The sequence below is a fragment of the Yoonia sediminilitoris genome, assembly GCF_003058085.1.
GTDB lineage: Bacteria > Pseudomonadota > Alphaproteobacteria > Rhodobacterales > Rhodobacteraceae > Yoonia > Yoonia sediminilitoris.
Genome location: NZ_QBUD01000001.1, coordinates 539,253 through 561,014, shown reverse-complemented (window position 1 = coordinate 561,014; position 21,762 = coordinate 539,253). Strand labels below are relative to the sequence as shown.

The following is a 21,762-nucleotide window of genomic DNA, read 5'->3' as shown; positions in this document are numbered from 1 at the left end:
CTTTTATCCCAGACTGTCGATCAACCAGACCAGCCACAGCGTAATCGCCGGGAATGCCGTCAGGATCACAACGCGCACCAAGTCGGTGATGACGAAAGGCAACGCGCCTTTGTAGGTTTCCCTGATCGGCGTGTCTTTGGCCATCCCGTTGATAATGAACAGGTTCAGCCCGACAGGTGGCGTAATCAGCCCCACCTCAACCACGATCAGTACCAGAATCCCGAACCACAGGCCGAAATCTTGCGCCGACATACCGAAATCAAGCACGATCATGATCGGATAGATGATCGGCACCGTCAAAAGCACCATCGACAGGCTGTCCATGACGCAGCCGAACAGCAGATACATCAGCAGCACGATACTCAGCACGACCCATGGCGACAGGCCGGAATTGCCAACCCACGCAGCCGCCGTTTGCGGCAATTGGCTGAGTGCCAGAAAGCTGTTGTAAAAACCTGCACCCAGAATGATCAGATAGATCATTGCCGACGCGCTTGCCGTTGCAAGAATAGCCTGTCGCAGCCGCGCCCATGTCATTTGGCCTGACGCAATGCTGATGATTCCGGTTCCTGCCGCCCCGACAGCTGCCGCTTCGGTCGGGGTGAAAACGCCGATATAAATGCCGCCTACGACGACCACAAAGATGGTCAGAACCGGCCAGACCTTGCCAAGGGCCACCAGACGTTCGGACCATGGCACGCGGTCCTTTACCATCGCCGCATTGGGTGAAACCCGCATCCAGACCGAAATCGCGATAATATAGCCCAAGGCCGCCAGAATCCCCGGCACAAGCGCCGCGACAAACAGTTTTTCGATGTTTTGCTCGGCCAGAATGGCATAGATCACAAGGATGACAGAAGGCGGGATCAAAATGCCCAAGGTACCGCCAGCCGCCAGTGCACCCGTTGCAAGCGAGCCGGGGTAGCCGTAGCGGCGCAATTCCGGCAAGGCTACCTGCCCCATCGTGGCCGCTGTCGCCAGTGAACTGCCGCAAATCGCGCCAAAGCCCGCGCATGCCCCGATGGCGGACATCGCCACACCGCCGCGCCTGTGCCCCAAAAAGCTTTCGGCGGCACGAAACAGGGATGCCGACATACCTGACAGGGTTGCAAACTGCCCCATCAACAGGAACAGCGGGATGATCGAAAAGGAATAATTCGAAAAAGTCCCGTAGGTCAGGTTCTTAAGCGAATTCAGCACCGGCAATGCCGTGCCATAAATCATGTAGGACCCGCCAAAACCGACGGCCGCCATGGCCAGCGCAATTGGCATCCGCAGGAAAACAAGCAGCAGCAGGACGGGGAATGACCAGATGGCCAGCTGTAGTTCAGTCACGACTGGCCCTCCGAGGCGGGTCTGTTGAAGGCCAGTTGCCGCACCGACCTGAGCACACAAAACGCTGCTACAACGACAAAGCCAACGGCCCCTACAAGGCAGGCCGCATAGCCAATCCAGACCGGCACCTGCGCGATCAAAGTGGTCTCACCGTAGCGCAACTTGTCCAGCATCCCCAGGCGCAGGCGGTCTGCGATCAGGTAGGCCATGACCAGCAGCCCCGTATTCATCACAACATCAAGTGCCCGGTTCACGACGTCCGGCATGGCCGATTTGAACAGGTCGACAGTTGCATGGGCGGACTTGACCTGACACCACGGCAGAAACGCGAAAATCGCTGCCCCGACGCCAATCTCGGTATAGTCATAGATGCCCCGGATCGGGCCGCAACATATCCCGGCTGAGAATAGCGCACGCCCGGCGATTGACACACAGGTCAAAGCGATAATCACCAGAAGCAGCAGCCCCCCTGCAATCGCCATCCAACGTGCAATGATTTCAGCCAGTCGTGATAGGATCACATACATCGCCAACCCCGAAAATATTGTAAGGTAGAAAGAAAAGGGGCACCCCTTTCTCGGGTGCCCCTTGGCAGGCCTTAGCCTGCAAGCATCTTGGTCTTTTCATCAATCAGCGCCTTTGCGCGATCAATCAGGGCTTGCCCGTCGATACCTTTGCCTTCCATGTCGGCAATCCAACGATCAATGACCGGTTGCGCAGCCGCTTTCCAGCGTGCCACTTCGGCCTCGTCGAGCGTGATCAGGTTGTTGCCCGCAGCCACTGCGATCTCACGTCCCGGCACATCGTAATCGAGCATCACCTGTGAAAAGGCCTGCGCCATGGCCGCACCACTTTCCGCATCCAGAATCTCGCGCAGATCATCGGGCAATGCATCATAGGCCTGACGGTTCATGACCATGATGATCGTCGCGGTATAGAGAGCTTCTTCACCGGCGAACTCCGTGTGATTCGAGATCAACTCGGTCAGGCGGATCGACGGTGTCACTTCCCATGGGATCACAGTGCCATTGATAACACCCTTTGACAGGGCTTCCGGGATCGCTGGCAGCGGCATGCCAACAGGCTCTGCACCCAGTTCAGACAGCAGGTCGTTAATGATACGGGTCGGACCGCGCAGGGTCTTGCCAGCCATATCTTCCAGCTTTTCGACCGGCTCTTCCGTGTGAATCAGGCCGGGACCATGGACCCAGCCACCCAGCACTTTGAAGTCGCTGTATTCGCTGTCCTGGAAGTCGTCCTCGATCATCTGCTGGAACGCCAGCGATGTTGCGATGGGATTTTTCATCATGAAGGGCAGTTCGAACACTTCGGTACGCGGGAAGCGACCGGGGGTGTAGCCGACAACCGACATCGCAATGTCAACAACGCCGTCGCGGGCTTGGTCAAGCAACTCTGGCGGGCGACCGCCAAGGGCCATCGCGTCAAAGTGCTGCACGTTCAAACGGCCTCCGGACGCCGCCGCAAGACGCTCGCCCCAAGGCTTGAACGCATGTGCAGGCAGCGGGGCCACGGGCGGCAGGAACTGGTGGAACCGCAAATTGGCATCCTGCGCGAATGCTGCATTTGTTCCAACACCTGCGGCAAGTGCGCCTGCGGCTGTGGTTTTCAGAAAGTCTCTTCTTTTCATGGTTTCTCCTCCCAAAGATGAGTGATTGAAGTTAATCGATGCTATTCCGTCCCGAACGTCAAACCTATTTAAAGTTACCTGAATTTGGGCTCCCGTTTTTCAAGAAACGCGCGCAGGCCTTCCTTCGCGCCATCCGATGATTGCGACATCGCTGCGGCAAGGCTTTCTGTGAACAGCCCGTCGCTGCGCGACATGTCCCCGATGCGCGAAATCGCGTTGATCATCAGGTAGTTAGAGAATGGCGCATTATCCGCGATCCGGCGGGCAAGCTTTTGCGCCAACGGCAAACCTTCGCCTTCGCCAACAGAATAATGTGCCAAACCAAAGGCCAAACCGTCCTCGGCTCCGTAGTTACGCCCGGTCAGCATCATTTCACGCATCCGGTCAGCCCCCAGAATCCGGCCGACACGCACGGTGGCGCCGCCGCCCACGAAAATACCCCTGCGCCCTTCGGGCAACTGGAACCTCACGGACGGCTCGGCAATGCGCACATGGGTCGACGTCGCAATTTCAAGTCCGCCGCCAATCACGGCGCCAGTCAGCACGGAAATGACAGGCAGGCCGCCGAATTCAATCATCTCGGAAACCCGGTGCCAGTTGCGCGAGTGGTAGACCCCTTCGATCGGCTGCCGGCTTTCATGTTCCGCCAGATCAAGACCGGAACAAAAATGCCCACCCTCGCCGCGCAGAATCACGGCATTCACCCCCTGGGGCGGGTCCGAGAAAAAGGCATCAAGCGCATCTACCAGAGCATCATTCATCGCGTTCCGCTTGTCGGGGCGGTTAAAGATGATCGTTGCGATATCGCCGTCGATTTCCACACGTGTGACCGAGGTATCCATTTCCGGCTTTTGCATTGATCTCTCCAAATATGCAAATCTTGATAACTGTTGTATAGATTAACAGTTTTGCTGTATAGCATTTTCGTAGCACTCTTGAATGCCGGAGGACAGCATGGTCGATTTCGCAAAGGTCAAGGCCATCGATTTTCACACCCACGCCGAAGAGCCGTGCTGCGATCATCGCGATGATGGCTACAATGAATTTCAGGCTGGCATGGCTGCTTACTTCAAGAATCCAGCCGGGGCGTCTGGCATGCTGCCCACGGTGCAGGACACCGCCGCCTACTACCGCGAACGCAACATTGCCGCTGTCATTTTTCCGGTGGACGCAGAACGAGAGACAGGCTTTCGCCGCTACTCCAACGAAGAAGTTGCCGGTATCTGCGCCGAAAATGACGACATCCTGATTCCCTTTGCGTCTGTGGACCCACACAAAGGCAAGGCAGGCGCGCGCGAGGTCCGCCGTTTGGTCCGCGACTTTGGCGTACGCGGGTTCAAGTTCCACCCAACGATGCAAGGATTTTACCCCAATGATCGTGAAGCTTGTTATACAGTGCTGGAAGCCTGCGCCGAAGAAGGCGTAATTACCTTGTTTCATACCGGGCAAACAGGTGTCGGGTCGGGGATGCGCGGCGGTATGGGGATGCGGCTGAAATATTCCAACCCGATGTATCTGGATGACGTGGCCGTCGATTTTCCAGATATGTCGATCGTGCTGGCCCACCCGTCGTTTCCCTGGACCGAAGAGGGTCTGGCCGTTGCCCAGCACAAACCGAATGTGTATTATGATATGTCTGGCTGGTCCCCCAAATATTTCCCCGACATATTCATCCGGTATGCCAACTCGATCCTGAAGAAAAAGATGCTTTTCGGCTCTGACTGGCCCGCTATCACACCTGACCGCTGGCTGGCCGATTTCGAAAAAGCCCCCTTCAAGGATGAAGTGCGCCCGTTGATCCTGAAGGAAAATGCGATGCGTATTCTCGGTGTGGCGCAAGACGGGGCATAATCTGCCACCGGAGCAAACGACAGGTGGGGTCCGAACGCAGCACAATAGACAATTTAACTGCGGTCGCCCCCGATCAGAAGGAAGTAACAAAATGGCAAATCCAGCCCCTCTCGACGACAGCATCACGCTTGATCAGCTCGATCGTGATCCCTTCCCGATTTACAAACGCCTGCGCGCCGAAAGCCCGGTCTTGCGCGTCAAGGCCGCTGGGCGCACATTCCTGACCAAGGCGGCGGACACAAAGTTCGTCAAAGACAACCCTGCGATCTTCAGCTCCGACGACCCCAATACGCCAATGCAACGCGCCTTTCGCGCACATACGCTGATGCGCAAAGACGGCGAGGCCCACCGCCGTGAGCGGATGGCCATGGCACCCGCTTTCGGGGCCAAGGTGATCCAGAACGACTGGATGCCGCGCTATGAAAAGATCGCCCACGATTATGTCTCGCGCCTGCCGCGTGGCGAAGTTGTGGACCTGTTTTCGATCTTGTCAGGGGCCTACGCCGCCCGTGGTCTTGCGGTTTTGCTTGGCATGGAGGAAGCCAGCGACGAGGACATGCTGGAATGGTCGCAGGCCCTGATCGAAGGGGCGGGCAATTTCGGCTGGCGCGATGCGCCTTTCGCGTGGTCTGATCGTGCAAATGACGCCATCGACGCGCTCCTTGACAGCATACAGGACCGTCACCGCGCTGCGCCGAATAATTCGGCCTTTTCCGTCATGTTGAATGCCGATGATCCGATTGAGATGTCGCAAATCTATGCAAACATCAAAATCGCGATCGGTGGCGGGATCAATGAACCGCGAGATGCGCTGAACACCATCCTTTATGGCTTGCTGACCAACAAAAACCAACTCGATGAGGTCAAACGCAACGGTGACTGGGACAAGGCGTTTGAGGAAGGAGTGCGCTGGGTGGCCCCGATTTCCGCCTCATCGCGACTGGTGACAGAAGATACCGAAATTCGCGGCTGCCTGATCCCCAAGGGTGACACTGTCATGACCATCCAAGCCAGCGCCAACCGCGACGAAGAACTGTTCGAGAATGGTGAAAACTTTCAGGTCTACCGCGATAGCAACCCGCATCAATCATTCGGCAATGGCCCGCACTTCTGTCAGGGCACCCATGTGGCGCGCCGCGCCGTGGGTCGGGTGATGCTGCCGATTTTGTTTGACCGCTTCCCCGACATGGAGATCCCTGACACCGACGCCGTGATCTGGCGCGGCTTCGGCTTTCGTGGGGCCGTGCAGATACCCGTCTTGCTGAAGTAATCCGCAATGACTGCCTTTGCCGCCCCGACCGACGATATCCTGTTTTCGCTGCGCCATGTGGCAGGCGCTGACCAGCTTGCGGACTGGGATGACGCGCTGGCCAGCGACATTCTGGCGCATTTCGCCCATTTCGCAGAACAGGTCCTTGCGCCCCTCAACGCCGTTGGCGACAGCCAGCACGCCCGGCTTGAAAATGGCCGGGTCAGGATGCCCGATGGGTTTACTGCTGCTTATACGCAACTGGCCGAAGGTGGTTGGCAGGGACTGACCGCCCCCGAAGAGGCCGGCGGCATGGGGGCGTCTGCCCTGATCGGCGCTGGCGTGTCAGAGGTGTTTTCGGGTGCCAATCATGCAATGCAAATGGTCTGCAATCTGGTGCCGGGCGCGATCAAAACCCTTTTGAAATTTGGATCAAAGGCACAGCAGGACCAGTGGATTCCCAAACTGGTCGCGGGTGATGCCCTATCAACGATGTGCCTGACCGAACCACAGGCCGGATCTGATCTGTCGGCGATCCGCTGCAAGGCCGAACCAAGTGGCGACGGCTGGCAGATAACCGGTGAGAAAATCTTTATCTCCGGCGGTGATCAGGACATGTCTTCAGACATCCTGCATCTGGTACTGGCGCGCAGCGGTGGTGCGGGACTTGGCGGGCTATCGCTATTTCTGTGCCCTGCCCAAAGCGGCGTTGTCGTCACCCGCCTTGAGGAAAAGATGGGGCTGCATGCCTCGCCAACCTGCCAGATGCGATTTGACCAGGCACGGGGCGAACTGATCGGTATCGAAGGTGAAGGGCTGAACGCGATGTTCACCCTGATGAACCACGCGCGCCTTGATGTGGCCTTACAGGGTGTGGCCCATGCCGCGCGCGCCAGCCAGATCGCCCGCGCCTATGCAGCCGAGCGCATTCAGGGCCGCAAGCCCGACAAATCCCCCGCATACCTCCATGATCATGCCGATGTGCAGCGGATGCTGGACGCACAACAGCGGCTTGTGATCGGTGCCCGCGCGATGTGCCATATCGCGCTGATGGCGCTTGAACGCGGCGATGACCCTGCCGTGTGTGACTTCCTCACGCCGCTGTGCAAGATATTCGGGTCTAAGGCGGGTATCGAGGCTGCCGATCTTGGCATCCAGATACTTGGTGGCTACGGCTATCTGGATGAATACGGGTTAAGCCAGACATGGCGCGACGCCCGCATATGCGCGATCTACGAAGGGGCAAATGGCATCCACGCACGCACAATTGCGACCCGTGGATTGCGGGCGGGTGGTGGTGCCGATGGCTTTGCTGCGTTGATCGCTGAATTGGGCGCAGGCTCACCGCGGATCGCTGACCTTCTGTCAGACTGGCAACAGATGCGGGAGACGATGACCCGGATCGCCGACCCGTTGCCACACGCCCATGCATTTGCTCAACAAACAGCAGACCTGTTCTTTGCCGCTTCATGGGTGCGGATCGCGGCGGTTGCAGCCCATCACGGGTCGCCGGATATGCTATACCGGCTGGCGCAGCCCATCATTTCACCCCAGGACATTGCAGCATCATGACAAACACTGACGTTATCATCGCAGGCGGCGGCATCGGCGGCCTTGTCATGGCGCTCACCTTGCATCAGATCGGCGTGCCGTGCCGGGTGGTCGAAACCTCTGCCGAAATGAAGCCGCTGGGCGTGGGGATCAACATACAGCCCAACGCCGTGCGCGAATTGTTTGATCTGGGCATCACCGCATCCGACCTTGATGCGGTGGGCGTTCCTGCGAAAGAATGGGTGCTCGTGGGCCTGAACGGCAAAGAAGTTTATGCAGAGCCGCGCGGCACTGACGCGGGCTACAAGTGGCCGCAATATGCTGCTCATCGCGGCGCGTTCCACATGATGCTTTATGACAAGGTGGTTGCGCGGCTGGGTGAGGACGCGGTTTTATTGAACACGAAGGCGACCGGATACCAACGCACGACCACAGGCGTCACCGCAACGCTGGTGCATGGCGATGGCGGTACAAGCAGCCTGTCAGGCAAGCTGTTGATTGGGGCCGACGGGATTCATTCCGCCATCCGGGCTCAAATGCATCCAGATCAGCCCCCAATCCATTGGGGCGGCGCGGTCATGTGGCGCGGCACGGTGCGTGCCAAACCGATGCGCACCGGGTCTTCGTTTATCGGACTGGGCACACATCGGCACCGAATGGTGATCTATCCAATCTCCAAACCTGATGCCGACGGTACCGCCCTGATCAACTGGATCGCCGAGGTGACGCGCGACAACACGGGTGGCTGGCAAGAGCAGGGGTGGTTCCGCCCGACCGATGTTGACAGTTTTGTCCATCACTTCGACGATTTCCGCTATGACTGGCTGGATGTGCCGCAAATGCTGGCGGCGACCCAGAACGCCTACGAAAACCCGATGATTGATCGCGATCCAATTCCCACTTGGGTTGATGGGCCAGTTGCCCTGATGGGTGACGCCGCACATGCGATGTACCCAACCGGGTCAAACGGTGCCAGTCAGGCGATCATCGACGCCCGCGTCTTGGGCGCGCAAATCATTGAACACCGTCTCACTCCTGCTGCGCTGGCAGCCTATGATAAACAGCTTTGCGGGCCGGTTTCCGAATTGGTCCTGCGCAACCGGGGCGCCGGGCCATTCGGGCTGCTCAATTTGCTTGATGAGCGATGCGGCGGTGTCTTTGACGATATTGAAACTGTCATTCCCGCAGCGGAAAGGGCCGCCTTCATGGCGAAATACAAAGCAGCGGCTGGATTTGCGATTGAAACGCTCAATCGCGCGCCACCAACCCTGCCACATGGGCTTGCCCTGGCCTAGGTTCAGGACCCCGCCTCTTGCGTGCTGTAAGGTGCTGGGTTTGCCTGAAAGAGATAGACCAGCAGTTCTCCGCCACGCAAAGCGGCGCGGCCGACGCACGCCTCTTCGGTTCAAAATACACGCAAAAATCAAATTGTCCCTATCGAAAGCGTTTCGCCTTTAACCTGAGGCATCAGATAAAGGCGAAACGCTGTAAAAGGATGTTCGCAAGGTCGGACCGATGTCCGATTTGCCGAGCCCTGAGCCACTTCATGTCTGAAGATTAACAGCGATTATGTGAAACGATACAAGCACCTACACGCCAACAGATGCCGACCATAGCCTGCTGGCGTTACACTCCGCGTGCCTTCGATTGTCGCAGGCGCTTCTACGCTCGGGTTTCAAATTCATACCCGGTGAACCGCCCGCACCTAAGACAGCCCTGTAAACCACCACAGCCATTCTGTAAGAGACAACTACCATGCCCGCGTTGTTTGGAATCAAAGTCTGCAAGACCGCATGATCGCCATAACTCCGACAGGCCCCAAATTGGACATTACTACGAGTGAAAATCATGCGAGCGCAAAACAACCCTGCCACATCGGCACAGGACCTTCAGGCCGATATTCTGAAACACCTCAACACATCTCTGGGCAAGGATGCGCGCCACGCCACGCTTTATGACTGGCGCATGTCCCTTTCGCTTGCATTGCGCGACCGCGTGGTCGGGCCTTGGTTCGACTCAACGCGCAAGACATACGAAGGCAAGCACAAGCGCGTCTATTACCTGTCGATGGAATTCCTGATCGGCCGCCTGATCGAAGATGTCACCATCAACCTCAACCTCGAAGAACCCGCCCGAGAGGCGATTGCCGCACTTGGTCAGGACTATGATCAGGTCGTCAAGGATGAGCCTGATGCGGCACTGGGTAATGGTGGTCTGGGCCGGTTAGCCGCCTGCTTTATGGATAGCCTGTCAACGCTGGCGATCCCGGCCTATGGCTATGGTATTCGCTATGAGCATGGGCTTTTCGAACAGCATTTCGAAAACGGCCAGCAAATTGAGACCCCGGAAGGCTGGCTCACCCAGCGCCACGCCTGGGAATTTGAGCGGCCGGAGGTATCCTATCACATTCACTTTGGCGGACATGTGTCTGAAACAGATGGCAAAACGGTCTGGCATCCAGCGGAAACGATTGTGGCCTCTGCATATGATACGCCCACCGTCGGCTGGCAAGGGAAATGGGCCAATACGCTGCGGCTTTGGGCGGCAAAACCGATCAAACTGTTTGATCTGGAGGCCTTTAACCGTGGCGACTACGTCGGTGCAAATGCGCCAGAACGGCTGGCGCGCACTATCTCGCGGGTGCTGTACCCGGATGACACCACCGAGGTCGGCAAAGAACTGCGGCTCAAGCAGGAGTATTTCTTTACCGCCGCGTCGATCAAGGATGTGCTGCGGCGGTTCTTGTCGGAGGGTCACGACCTGAAGCAACTGCACGACCATGTGGCGATCCAGTTGAACGACACGCACCCGGCCATCGCAGGCCCCGAACTTGTGCGCATTCTGGCGGATGAACATGGGCTTGATCTGGACGAGGCAATCGAGATTGCCCGCAATTGTCTGGGCTATACCAACCACACCTTGCTACCCGAAGCTTTGGAACGGTGGCCAGAGGGGCTGTTTGCCCGTGTCCTGCCCCGCCATTTCCACATCATCGCGCATATTCAAGACCGCCATCTTGCGGCGACCGGCAGTGACGTGCGTATCATCGACCATGGGAATGTGAATATGGGCGAACTGGCCTTTGTCATGGCCCACCGTGTCAATGGCGTGTCGGCGCTACATTCCGACCTTGTCAAAACCACCGTTTTTGCGGACCTGAACAAAGCCTACCCCAACCGGATCATCAACCAGACCAATGGTGTGACCCCCCGGCGGTGGCTTTATAGCTGCAACCCGGCACTGCGGGGTTTGATCAACGACACCATCGGCACCGGCTGGCAAACCGACCTTGGCAAGCTGAGTGACCTGAATGCGCACTTAGGCGATGCTGCATTCCTAGAGGCATACCGCCACGCAAAATCAGACAACAAGGACCGGTTGGCGCAGTGGCTGAAGGCAAAGCATGATGTGACCATCAACACGCAGGCAATGTTCGACATTCAGATAAAACGTATCCACGAGTACAAGCGCCAGCATATGAATATTCTGGAGACCATCGCGCTGTGGAACGACATCCGCGATAATCCAAACGGCAACTGGACACCACGGGTCAAGATATTCGGCGGCAAGGCAGCCCCCGGCTACATGCTGGCCAAATCCATCATCCGGCTGATCAACGATGTGGCTACAACGATCAACAATGATCCGGTGACGCGCGACCTTCTGCAAGTGGTCTATCCTGAAAACTACAACGTCACGATGGCTGAAATCCTGATTCCGGCCTCTGACCTGTCGGAACAAATCTCGACCGCGGGCAAGGAAGCATCCGGCACCGGCAACATGAAACTGTCGCTCAATGGCAGTCCGACCATTGGCACACTGGACGGGGCGAACGTGGAAATCCGCGAGCACGTGGGGGCTGAAAACTTCTTTTTGTTCGGGCTGACCGCAGATCAGGCCGAGGCAACACGGAACCACCACGGCTATGCCCGGCGGGCCATTGAAGCCAGCCCGCGCTTATCACGCGTGCTGGGGCAAATTGCCGAAGGGGTCTTTTCAGGGGGCGACAGGCACCGCTATTCCGACATTCTGCACAATCTTTATGAACACGACTACTTCCTCGTGACCTGCGATTTTGACGAATATTACGACGCCCAAAGGCAGGTAGACGCAGCATATGCCGACCCAACCGGATGGGCCCGCATGGCGGCCGCGAACACCGCTGGAATGGGTTGGTTTTCATCAGATCGCACAATTCGCGGATATGCGGATGACATTTGGTCCATAAAGTCAGTATGGTAGCGCAAACGGCGACAGAGCAAGGGGCGACAGGTTGATCCATCCGAAAGACGCAACAAAGATTTCGACAGGTACGCATTCTGACCCGTTCTCCGTTCTTGGCATCCATCAAATCGATAACAAGATCACCCTGCGTGTTTTCCACCCCGAAGCAGAAGCCGTTGATGTTCTGGACGCCAAGACCGGGCGCAAGGTGCTTGCGCTTGACCCTGTCCCTGATGCGCTTGGGGTCTTTGCGGGGATCGCCGCCCGGCGCAAAAAACCCTTTGCCTACAGGCTGCGCTTTTCCAAAGGGCCACATGTGTGGGAATCGGATGACCCCTACCGCTTTGGCCCTGTTCTGGGCGCGCTGGACGAGCATCTGATTTCTGAAGGCGCGCATCTGGACCTGTGGAAAGTGCTGGGCGCGCATGTGATGACCCATGAAGGGGTTGCAGGCACGCATTTTGCCGTCTGGGCACCCAATGCGCGGCGCGTGTCGGTCATTGGCGATTTCAACGGCTGGGACGGGCGGCGCAATCCGATGCGCCAGCGCGGCCATACCGGCGTCTGGGAAATCTTTATGCCCGGTCTGGGCGACGGCGAGGCCTATAAATACGAACTGCTTGATGGCAATGGCAACCTGCTGCCGCAAAAGGCCGACCCTTTCGGCTTTGGGGCAGAGCATCCGCCCAAGACCGCGTCAGTTGTGCGCAAACTGGACGGGCACGACTGGACCGATGCAGGCTGGATCGCAAAGCGCGACGCGCTGCAACGCATTGACCAGCCGATTTCAATTTACGAGGTCCATCTGGGCTCGTGGCGACGTGTGCCAGAGGACGGCAACCGCCCGCTGTCCTATCAAGAGCACGCAACCGAACTGGTGAACTACGCCAAGGATATGGGCTTTACCCATATCGAACTGATGCCGATCTCGGAATATCCCTTTGACGGATCGTGGGGCTACCAGCCCATCGGGCTTTATGCGCCCACCATCCGGCACGGCACGCTGGAAGAATTCCGCGCCTTTGTGCAGGCCTGCCATGCTGCTGATCTGGGGCTGATCCTTGATTGGGTGCCAGGCCACTTCCCCGAAGACATTCACGGGCTTGGCAATTTCGATGGCACTGCCCTGTTTGAATATGCAGACCGCAAGGAAGGCTTCCACCCCGACTGGAACACGTTGATTTATAACTATGGGCGGCGCGAGGTGTCGAATTTCCTTGTGGCCAACGCGCTTTATTGGCTGCGCGAACATCATGTAGACGCGCTGCGGGTCGATGCGGTCGCCTCGATGCTTTACCGCGACTATTCGCGCAAGGATGGCGAATGGATTCCCAACGTGCATGGCGGTCGCGAAAATCTGGAAGCGATCGCATTTTTACAACGCACCAACACGATTGCCTATGGGCAAGTGCCCGGCATCATGACCATCGCCGAGGAATCCACAGCCTTTCCCGGTGTCAGCGCCCCCGTTGATCAAAGCGGGCTTGGCTTTGGGTTCAAATGGAACATGGGCTGGATGAACGACACGCTGTCCTATATGCAAGAGGACCCGATCAACCGGAAATATCACCATCACAAGATGACCTTTGGCCTGCATTACGCCTTTACCGAAAATTTCGTGCTGCCGATCAGCCACGATGAGGTTGTGCATGGCAAGGGCTCCATGATCGACAAGATGCCCGGCGCGGGCGATGACAAGTTCGCCAATTTGCGCGCCTACTACGGGTATATGTGGGGGCATCCGGGCAAGAAACTGTTGTTCATGGGATGCGAATTCGCGCAAGGGGTCGAATGGAACCACAACAGCAGTCTCGACTGGCACCTGCTGGATCATCCGCAGCACCGTGGGGTCCAAAGCCTGATCCGTGATTTGAACGCACTGCTACGGAGCACGCCCGCATTGCACCAGCTTGATAGCAAGCCAGACGGATTTGAGTGGATCGAAGAAGGCGCGGCAGAGGAATCCATCTATGCATGGGTGCGCAAGGGCGAGGATGGGACCAAGCCCGTGCTTGTCGTCAGCAATTTCACCCCGATCGAACGTAGCGCGCGCCGGATCGGCGTCCCTTATTCCGGTCGCTGGGTGGAAAAGCTGAACACCGATGCGGCGGCCTACGCGGGAGGCAATCGCGGCAACATGGGTTTTGCTGACAGTGAACAAATTGCGGCATCCGGCAGGCCGGATTCGATCCTGCTGACGATTCCCCCCCTTTCAACGCTCTTCTTTGAATTGGATGAGCCGCACTAATTAAATAAAACAGGGACTTCTGGGAGGACGACATATGGACAATGAATCACAAAGGCTTGCACAACAGACGATGGCTTTCGTTCTGGCAGGTGGACGCGGCAGCCGGCTTTATGAACTGACCGACATACGCGCCAAGCCGGCGATGTATTTCGGCGGCAAAAGCAGGATCATCGACTTTGCACTGTCGAATGCCGTGAATTCCGGCATTCGCCGCATTGGGGTCGCCACACAGTACAAGGCCCATTCCCTTATCCGGCACCTGCAGCGCGGCTGGAGTTTCTTTCGGGCCGAACGCAATGAGTCGCTGGATATTCTGCCCGCCTCGCAACAGTTGAACAATGAAAACTGGTACAAAGGCACCGCTGACGCCGTCACGCAGAATATCGACATCATTCGCGGTTATGATCCCAAATATATCATCATTTTGGCAGGGGATCATATTTACAAGCAGGACTATTCGCTGATGGTCAAACATCACGTGGACAGCGGTGCGGATGTGACCGTCGGCTGCATTGAAGTGCCCCGTATGGAAGCGACCGGATTCGGCGTCATGAAGGTGGACGAAAACGACAAGATTCTTGATTTTGTCGAAAAGCCAGCCGACCCGCCCCCGATGCCCGGTCATCCTGATATGGCACTGGCGAGCATGGGGATTTATGTTTTTGAAACAGAATATCTGTGCAAGCTCTTGCGTGAGGATGCAGAAAACCCGAATTCGGCTCATGATTTTGGCGGGGATATCATTCCCGCGATCGTCAAAACGGGCAAAGCTGTTGCCCATCCCTTCAGCCGCTCTTGCGTGCGGTCAGGTCTGGAAGAAAAACCCTACTGGCGCGATGTGGGTACGGTCGATGCATTCTGGCAGGCAAATGTGGACCTGACCGATTTCAAACCGGAATTGGATCTTTATGACAACACCTGGCCGATCTGGACCTATTCAGAACTGACACCGCCCGCAAAATTCATTCACAACGAAGAGGGGCGCAAAGGCCATGCGGTGTCGTCGATGGTGTCGGGGGGCTGTATCATCTCCGGCTCGACATTGGATCGCTGCCTGATGTTTACCGGCGTGCGCACACATTCCTTTTCCGAACTCGAAGGGGTGGTCGCGATGCCTTACGTCGAGATCAACCGCAACGCAAAGATCAAGAATGCGGTCATCGACCGAGGCGTGCAAATCCCACAAGGACTGGTGGTTGGCGAAGACCCTGAACTGGATGCCAAACGCTTCCGTCGCACCGCCAACGGCATTTGCCTGATCACCCAACCCATGATCGACAAGCTGGATATGTGATATGAACGTTCTGTTCGTTGCCTCGGAATGTGCGCCATTCGTAAAGACCGGCGGGTTGGCCGATGTGATTGGCGCTATTCCCAAGGCGCTGGCTGCAACGGATGTCAGTGTCAAGGTGCTGATCCCGGCTTATCCGGCCTTGGCCCCCTTGGTTGCAAAGGGTCAGGCGGTCATGGACTTCGCCGACCTTTTCGGCGGCCCTGCCCGTATTGTCGCCGTGCAGGCAGAGGGGCTTGACCTGTTGCTGCTTGAAGCCGCGCATCTGTATGACAGGCCCGGCAGCATCTATCTGGGACCGGACGGCAATGACTGGCCCGACAATGATTTGCGCTTTGCCGCGCTGTCCTTTGCAGGGGCCCGGATCGGGCTGGATGGCCTCGGAGAATGGCGTCCTGACGTGATCAACGCCCATGACTGGCAAGCAGGCCTTGTGCCTGTCTACCTGCGCCAAAGCGGTGCAGCAAAGCCACCCCCTGTTGTCATGACCATCCACAATATCGCTTTTCAGGGCCTGTTCGAAGGGCATCGGCTGGCTGCCTTGGGCCTGACAGCAGATATGTTCCACCCGGACGGGGTCGAGTATTTCGGCAAGATCGGGTTTCTCAAAGGCGGACTGGCACTGTGTGACAAGATCACCACCGTCAGCCCGACCTATGCCGCAGAACTGATGATGCCGGAATTCGGCATGGGTCTGGAGGGGTTGCTGGCCAGTCGCAGCAGCGACATGGTGGGAATTCTGAACGGGATTGATCTGGATGTCTGGTCGCCCGAAACCGACCCCGACCTTGTTGCCCCCTACTCTGCCCGCAGCTTCAAAGGCAAAGCCGCAAACCGCGCCGAAGTCGAAAAGCGCTTTGGGCTTACCCCCTCCGAAGGACCGCTTTTTTGTGTGGTCAGCCGCCTGACATCGCAAAAAGGGCTTGATTTGCTGCTCGACTGTCTGCCCGGCCTTGTTGATCAAGGCGGCAGACTGGCCCTGCTTGGCTCGGGCGAGCCGGGTCTGGAAAAGGCCTTCATCGATGCCTCCAACCGCTACAATGGGGCGGTTGGCACGATCATCGGCTATGACGAGGCGCTGTCGCATCTGATGCAGGGTGGCAGCGATGCGATCCTGATCCCGTCGCGCTTTGAACCATGCGGGCTGACGCAGCTTTATGGGTTGCGTTATGGCACCTTGCCGGTCGTCGCGCGCACAGGCGGGCTGGCGGACACGGTGATTGATGCCAATGACGCGGCCCTGCAAGCGGGCTGCGCGACAGGTGTGCAGTTTGCCCCGATCAACGCAGCCATGCTTAGCTATGCCATTGCCAGGACCTGCGCGCTTTATCGGCAGCCAAAGCACTGGACGGCGATGATGCGCCGTGCCATGCGGCACCCTGTGGGGTGGGATGTGTCAGCCGCTGCCTACCGCGCTATATTCGAAGCAGCCCAAGACTGACAGGACGCATGCGCAAATATCAAATCACCAGCGGCACATCTCACCAGATCGGTGCCCACCATGATGGCGAAGGTGTCAATTTTGCCGTGTTTTCCGAACATGCGACCAAGATTGACCTTTGCCTGTTTTCACCTGATGGCAAGCGCGAAATGACGCGGCTGCCCCTGCCCGAACGTAACGGCCCCATCTGGTACGGCTATGTCCCCGGCCTGCCCGTCGGCACGCTTTATGGCTACCGCGCCCATGGGCAATATGCACCCGAACAAGGGCACCGGTTCAATCCGCACAAGCTGCTGTTGGACCCTTACACCCGCGAAATCCACGGCGCATGGTCCAACGATCCGGCCACGCTTGGCTATGACGATGCATCCTCGTCCATGGACCTGTCTTTCGATCAGCGCGATTCAGCACCCTATGTGCCGAAATCTGTTGTGTCCGACCCTGCCCTTTTCGAAGGCATGAAAAACGGACGCCACCGGCACTGCGACCGTGACATCATCCTTGAGGCCCATCCAAAGGGGGCGACACAGGCCAACCCCGCCGTCCCATCCGAACTGCGTGGCACTTATGAAGGTTTGGCTAGTGATGCAATGGTTGCGCATCTCCAAAAGCTGGGCGTCCATTCAATTGAATTGCTGCCAGTCCATAACTTTGTCGACGATGGGTTTTTGACAAAACGCGGGCTGACAAACTACTGGGGCTACAATTCCATCGGCTTTTTCGCGCTTGAGCCGCGTTATTTTGGCCCCAACGGCTTGCAGGGTTTCCGCGATATGGTTGACCGGCTGCATAAGGCCGGAATCGAAGTCATTCTGGATGTGGTCTATAACCACACTGCCGAAGGTGACCAGCGCGGGCCGACCCTGTGTTTTCGCGGGCTGGACAATGCATCCTACTATCGCCTGACGGCAGGCCAGCCACGCTATTACGTGAACGACACAGGCTGCGGCAATACGCTGAACATCTCGCACCCTTATGTGCTGCGGATGGTACTGGATAGTCTGCGGTTCTGGGTGGAATGTATGGGGGTCGATGGCTTTCGCTTTGATCTGGCCACAACACTGGGGCGCGAAGACCACGGGTTTGACCCGCGCGGCGGCTTCTTTGATGCGCTGCGCCAAGACCCCGTGCTGTCCCAGGTGCGCATGATCGCAGAACCGTGGGATATCGGCCCCGGCGGATACCGACTGGGTGAATTCCCGCATGAATTTTCCGAATGGAACGACAGCTACCGCGACACCGTGCGCCGCTATTGGCGCAACGATGCGCACAGCACACAGGAACTGGCGGCGCGCCTTTTGGGGTCGGCCGATACGTTTGACCGTGCCGGGCGGCGGAACTGGTCGTCGATCAATTTTCTGGCATCTCATGATGGCTTCACGCTTGCCGATGTGACCCGCTATACCCAGCGCCACAATGAGGCCAACACCGAAAACAATCGCGACGGCCACCATACCAACTACAGCGACAATTGCGGTGTCGAAGGCGAAACCGACGACCCCGAAATCCGCGCCCGTCGCACGCGGCGGCAACGCAACATGTTGGCGACGCTGTTTCTGTCACAGGGCACGCCGATGCTGCTGGCAGGGGATGAATTCGCCAACTCGCAAAAGGGCAACAACAATGCCTATTGTCAGGACAATGACATCGGCTGGCTGAACTGGGATAAAGCCGACCATGATTTGCAGACCTTTGTGGAGCAGCTTTCCCGCTTTCGGCAAGATCACCTTGCCGTGCGGCAAAGCCGCTTTTTGCATGGCGCGCCGCGCGCGCTTGACAGTCACCCGGATGTGGAATGGACGGACTTTACCGGTGCACCGCTGGAGTGGCGCGATCCGCATCTTGCCAACTTCTGCCTGACGCTGCGCTGTTCCGCCGAAGCCCCCTATTTCGAGCCGGACGTGGATGTTGTCTTCATCGTTTTCAACCGCAGCGACGAAGATGGTGCCATCGTCTTGCCGGATACACCTGATGGTCAATCATGGGTTCGCGCGATTGATACAGCACAGAACATTCAGGCCCCGTTCTGCGAACTTGAACACGCAAACACCGTCGTAGCCCCCGAAACGGTCGTGGCCTTTGTCCTGAAGGATGACGAAGCAACCGCCTGACGCAAGACCGGAATAAACGCAAAGAGGAACGCAAGATGACAGTTCAGACCACCCCGACGACCCCGATATCAGGGCAGATGCCCGGCACCTCTGGCTTGCGCAAGAAAACCCGCGTGTTCATGGAGCCGCACTATCTTGAGAATTTCATTCAAGCCACCTTTGATGCCATCGGCGGCGGCGAAGGGCGCCGTTTCGTGGTGGGCGGTGACGGGCGTTATTTCAACAGTCAGGCTATTCAGGTCATCATACGGATGGCCGCCGCAAACGGTGCGGCTGAGGTTATCGTCGGGCGCGACGGTATCCTGTCCACGCCAGCTGCATCAAATCTGATCCGCATGAACAAGACTGATGGGGGTTTTATACTGTCGGCCAGCCACAATCCCGGTGGCATCGACGAAGATTTCGGCGTCAAATTCAACGGTGAAAATGGCGGCCCTGCCCCCGAAAAGCTGACCGCAAAAATCTTTGAGGCCACCAAATCCATCGCCGCATACAAGATTGCTGTCACTCACGACATTGACCTTGGCACCACGGGCGACACCAAGCTGGACGATATGTTGGTGCGCGTCGTCGATCCCGTGGCCGACTATCAGGCGTTGATGGAAACGCTTTTTGACTTCGACGCGATCCGCACCCTGTTTGCGAATGGCTTCACCATGCGTTTTGATGCGATGCATGCGGTCACAGGCCCTTATGCCCGTGCGATCCTAGAAGATACGCTTGGTGCTGCATCCGGCACAGTTGTGAACGGCACCCCGCTTGAGGACTTTGGCAAAGGCCATCCCGACCCCAACCCGATCTGGGCAAAGGATTTGATGAACCTGATGATGTCCGACGCGGCTCCTGACTTGGGTGCCGCCTCTGATGGCGACGGCGATCGCAACATGATTGTCGGGCGCGGGGCCTATGTCACCCCGTCCGACAGCCTTGCCATTCTGGCAGCAAACGCGCATCTGGCCCCCGCCTACAAGGACGGGCTCGCAGGCATTGCACGCTCGATGCCCACCAGTGCAGCCAGTGATCGCGTGGCGGAAAAGCTTGGGATCGAAGCGTTCGAGACCCCGACGGGCTGGAAATTCTTCGGCAACCTGCTGGACGCCGGTCGCGTCACGATCTGTGGCGAGGAAAGCGCTGGCACCGGGTCAAACCATGTGCGCGAAAAAGACGGGCTGTGGGCCGTTCTGCTATGGCTCAATATTCTCGCGGTGCGCAAACAATCAGTGGCCGAGATTGTGACAGACCACTGGCAGACCTACGGGCGCGACTATTATTCACGCTATGATTTTGAGAATGTGCCAACCGAACAGGCCAACCAGCTTATGACGGCCCTGCGCGCAAAACTTGCCGGTCTTGCCGGACAGACATTCGCGGACCTGCAAGTCACCGCAGCAGATGAGTTCTCTTATCACGACCCCGTTGACGGATCAGTCAGCGAAAATCAGGGCGTGCGGATTTACTTTGCCGGTGGGGGCCGCGCGGTATTCCGGCTGTCGGGCACGGGCACACAAGGGGCGACCTTGCGGCTGTATCTTGAGCAATATTCGGGTCTGGACGGCGATATCAACCGCGACACACAAGACGCGCTGAAAGATGTCCGCGCGGCGGCTTATGCGGTCAGTGACCTTACCCAAGTGATCGACCGGGAAGAACCGGATGTGATTACCTGACCCCCAGATCCTGATCAAGATGCATGTCCATGGCCTGCGTGACCGAAGCGTAGGCGTGGTCAATATGCTGCTCCATGATTTGCGCGGCTTTTTCATTCTCTTTCTGAAACAGCGCATCAATGATTTCGGAATGTTGGTCCCAGACTGACTGTACCGCGTCAGGTTCGCGCAGCACCTCTGCCATAGACCGGCGGATGTGATGCCAGTTGGTCTTCATCGAGGTTTCGATCACCTGATTGCCACACCAGCCATAGATCATCTCGTGAAACTGCATGTCGGCACAGACCAACAAGCGCAAATCCCCGCGTTGGATGGCTTTCTGCCCCGCCGCGATGATCTTGTCCGCCTGCGCGCGCTGCCTGTCAGACAATACCGGCCCCGCAAGGCGCACGGCAAAAGGTTCAATCACCCGACGGTATTCATAGATTGCGCGGAACAGACCGGGGTCAAACAGTTTGACAACGACGCTGCGGCGGCCGGTATCCTCGACCAGCCCGCTGATCTTGAGGATGGAAATCGCACTGTTCACAGGCTGCCGTGACACATTGAGCTTGGCGGCGATCTCGTCCTGGTTCAGCCGCACGCCGGGCGACAATTCACCATTGCAGATGGCATCGACCAACCTGTCATATGTCTCTTCGACCAGCGTTCGTTTTGGTTTGATCGTATCCAACTTGTTTCTCGTTCCTTTGCCCTAGCGCCGGTATATCAACTCCCTTCTTGCGTGTGGACTCGTGACTAGGTCTCGTATACGAAATACGATAGTCAAACTGAGAATCGCTGAAAACCTGTGCGCTATTGACCACAAATGCGCCAATAGGAGGATGTAGTGATGTGCCAAGTTTTTGCCGGAAAAGACCCTGAACGATATGCCAGCACAACGCGGCGTTTGCGCCTGAATGGGCAAAGTACGAGTATCAGACTGGAAAATGCCTTCTGGGAAGTTATTGATAAGATTTCAGAAAATGACGGGGTGACCACGCCTACCTTCATCTCGAAACTTCATGCAGAGGTTTTGGAACAACGTGGGGAACCGGACAATTTCACATCGCTGTTGCGCTGCGCATGCCTGAAATTTGTTGAAATCCGTGCCGCAGGTGGCCCCGCAGTGATCGCCGCAGAATAGGACAACATTATAAGGCCCAA

General features: G+C 57.5%; 16 protein-coding genes. 11 read left to right on the top strand and 5 right to left on the bottom strand.

The window, feature by feature from the left end:
* Positions 1–3: 3 nt before the first annotated feature.
* The 4 genes from C8N45_RS02830 to C8N45_RS02815 form a co-directional block, all read right to left on the bottom strand.
* Positions 4–1,335, bottom strand: coding sequence for a TRAP transporter large permease (locus C8N45_RS02830; protein ID WP_108384671.1), 1,332 nt, complete (start codon positions 1,333–1,335; stop codon positions 4–6).
* Positions 1,332–1,862 carry a TRAP transporter small permease gene (locus C8N45_RS02825; RefSeq protein ID WP_245882526.1) on the bottom strand — a complete coding sequence of 177 codons (531 nt, stop codon included), beginning with the start codon at positions 1,860–1,862 and terminating at the stop codon, positions 1,332–1,334. Before C8N45_RS02825 ends, C8N45_RS02830 begins: the two co-directional genes overlap by 4 nt.
* Before the next feature lie 71 nt (positions 1,863–1,933).
* Positions 1,934–2,983, bottom strand: coding sequence for a TRAP transporter substrate-binding protein (locus C8N45_RS02820; RefSeq protein ID WP_108384670.1), 1,050 nt, complete (start codon positions 2,981–2,983; stop codon positions 1,934–1,936).
* Between the two features lie 74 nt (positions 2,984–3,057).
* A complete protein-coding gene (locus tag C8N45_RS02815; protein ID WP_245882525.1) occupies positions 3,058–3,840 on the bottom strand; it encodes a crotonase/enoyl-CoA hydratase family protein in 783 nt (260 codons plus the stop codon).
* A gap of 97 nt (positions 3,841–3,937) precedes the next feature.
* Between C8N45_RS02815 and C8N45_RS02810 the strand changes: the two genes are divergently transcribed.
* The 10 genes from C8N45_RS02810 (at position 3,938) to C8N45_RS02765 (ending at position 20,616) form a co-directional block, all read left to right on the top strand.
* A complete protein-coding gene (locus tag C8N45_RS02810) occupies positions 3,938–4,834 on the top strand; it encodes an amidohydrolase family protein (protein ID WP_108385126.1) in 897 nt (298 codons plus the stop codon).
* A 91-nt stretch (positions 4,835–4,925) separates the two neighbouring features.
* Entirely contained in the window at positions 4,926–6,104 is a 1,179-nt protein-coding gene (locus C8N45_RS02805; RefSeq protein ID WP_108384669.1) for a cytochrome P450, read from the top strand.
* A 6-nt stretch (positions 6,105–6,110) separates the two neighbouring features.
* Positions 6,111–7,655, top strand: coding sequence for an acyl-CoA dehydrogenase family protein (locus C8N45_RS02800; RefSeq protein ID WP_108384668.1), 1,545 nt, complete (start codon positions 6,111–6,113; stop codon positions 7,653–7,655).
* The gene (locus C8N45_RS02795; protein ID WP_108384667.1) at positions 7,652–8,929 is read left to right on the top strand and encodes a flavin-dependent oxidoreductase; all 1,278 of its coding nucleotides are present in this window, start codon (positions 7,652–7,654) and stop codon (positions 8,927–8,929) included. Before C8N45_RS02800 ends, C8N45_RS02795 begins: the two co-directional genes overlap by 4 nt.
* Positions 8,930–9,482: 553 nt before the next feature.
* Positions 9,483–11,876: a glycogen/starch/alpha-glucan phosphorylase gene (locus tag C8N45_RS02790; RefSeq protein ID WP_108384666.1), complete on the top strand. Its 2,394-nt coding sequence runs from the start codon at positions 9,483–9,485 to the stop codon at positions 11,874–11,876.
* A gap of 31 nt (positions 11,877–11,907) precedes the next feature.
* Positions 11,908–14,106 (top strand): 1,4-alpha-glucan branching protein GlgB, encoded by a 2,199-nt coding sequence (glgB, locus tag C8N45_RS02785; RefSeq protein WP_108384665.1) that lies wholly within the window; start codon positions 11,908–11,910, stop codon positions 14,104–14,106.
* 34 nt (positions 14,107–14,140) lie between these two features.
* Positions 14,141–15,400 carry a glucose-1-phosphate adenylyltransferase gene (glgC, locus tag C8N45_RS02780; protein WP_108384664.1) on the top strand — a complete coding sequence of 420 codons (1,260 nt, stop codon included), beginning with the start codon at positions 14,141–14,143 and terminating at the stop codon, positions 15,398–15,400.
* Position 15,401: 1 nt separating this feature from the next.
* On the top strand, positions 15,402–16,838 hold the full coding sequence (glgA, locus tag C8N45_RS02775; protein ID WP_108384663.1) for a glycogen synthase GlgA: 1,437 nt from the start codon (positions 15,402–15,404) through the stop codon (positions 16,836–16,838).
* An 8-nt stretch (positions 16,839–16,846) separates the two neighbouring features.
* A complete protein-coding gene (gene glgX / locus C8N45_RS02770) occupies positions 16,847–18,949 on the top strand; it encodes a glycogen debranching protein GlgX (RefSeq protein WP_108384662.1) in 2,103 nt (700 codons plus the stop codon).
* Positions 18,950–18,984: 35 nt separating this feature from the next.
* The gene (locus C8N45_RS02765; protein ID WP_108384661.1) at positions 18,985–20,616 is read left to right on the top strand and encodes an alpha-D-glucose phosphate-specific phosphoglucomutase; all 1,632 of its coding nucleotides are present in this window, start codon (positions 18,985–18,987) and stop codon (positions 20,614–20,616) included.
* Here the strand turns inward: C8N45_RS02765 and C8N45_RS02760 are convergent.
* Positions 20,609–21,289, bottom strand: coding sequence for a GntR family transcriptional regulator (locus C8N45_RS02760; RefSeq protein WP_108384660.1), 681 nt, complete (start codon positions 21,287–21,289; stop codon positions 20,609–20,611). The genes C8N45_RS02765 and C8N45_RS02760 overlap by 8 nt on opposite strands.
* A 159-nt stretch (positions 21,290–21,448) precedes the next feature.
* Here C8N45_RS02760 and C8N45_RS02755 point away from each other — a divergent pair, with 159 nt between their 5' ends.
* Positions 21,449–21,742: a ribbon-helix-helix domain-containing protein gene (locus tag C8N45_RS02755; protein ID WP_108384659.1), complete on the top strand. Its 294-nt coding sequence runs from the start codon at positions 21,449–21,451 to the stop codon at positions 21,740–21,742.
* Positions 21,743–21,762: the final 20 nt, after the last annotated feature.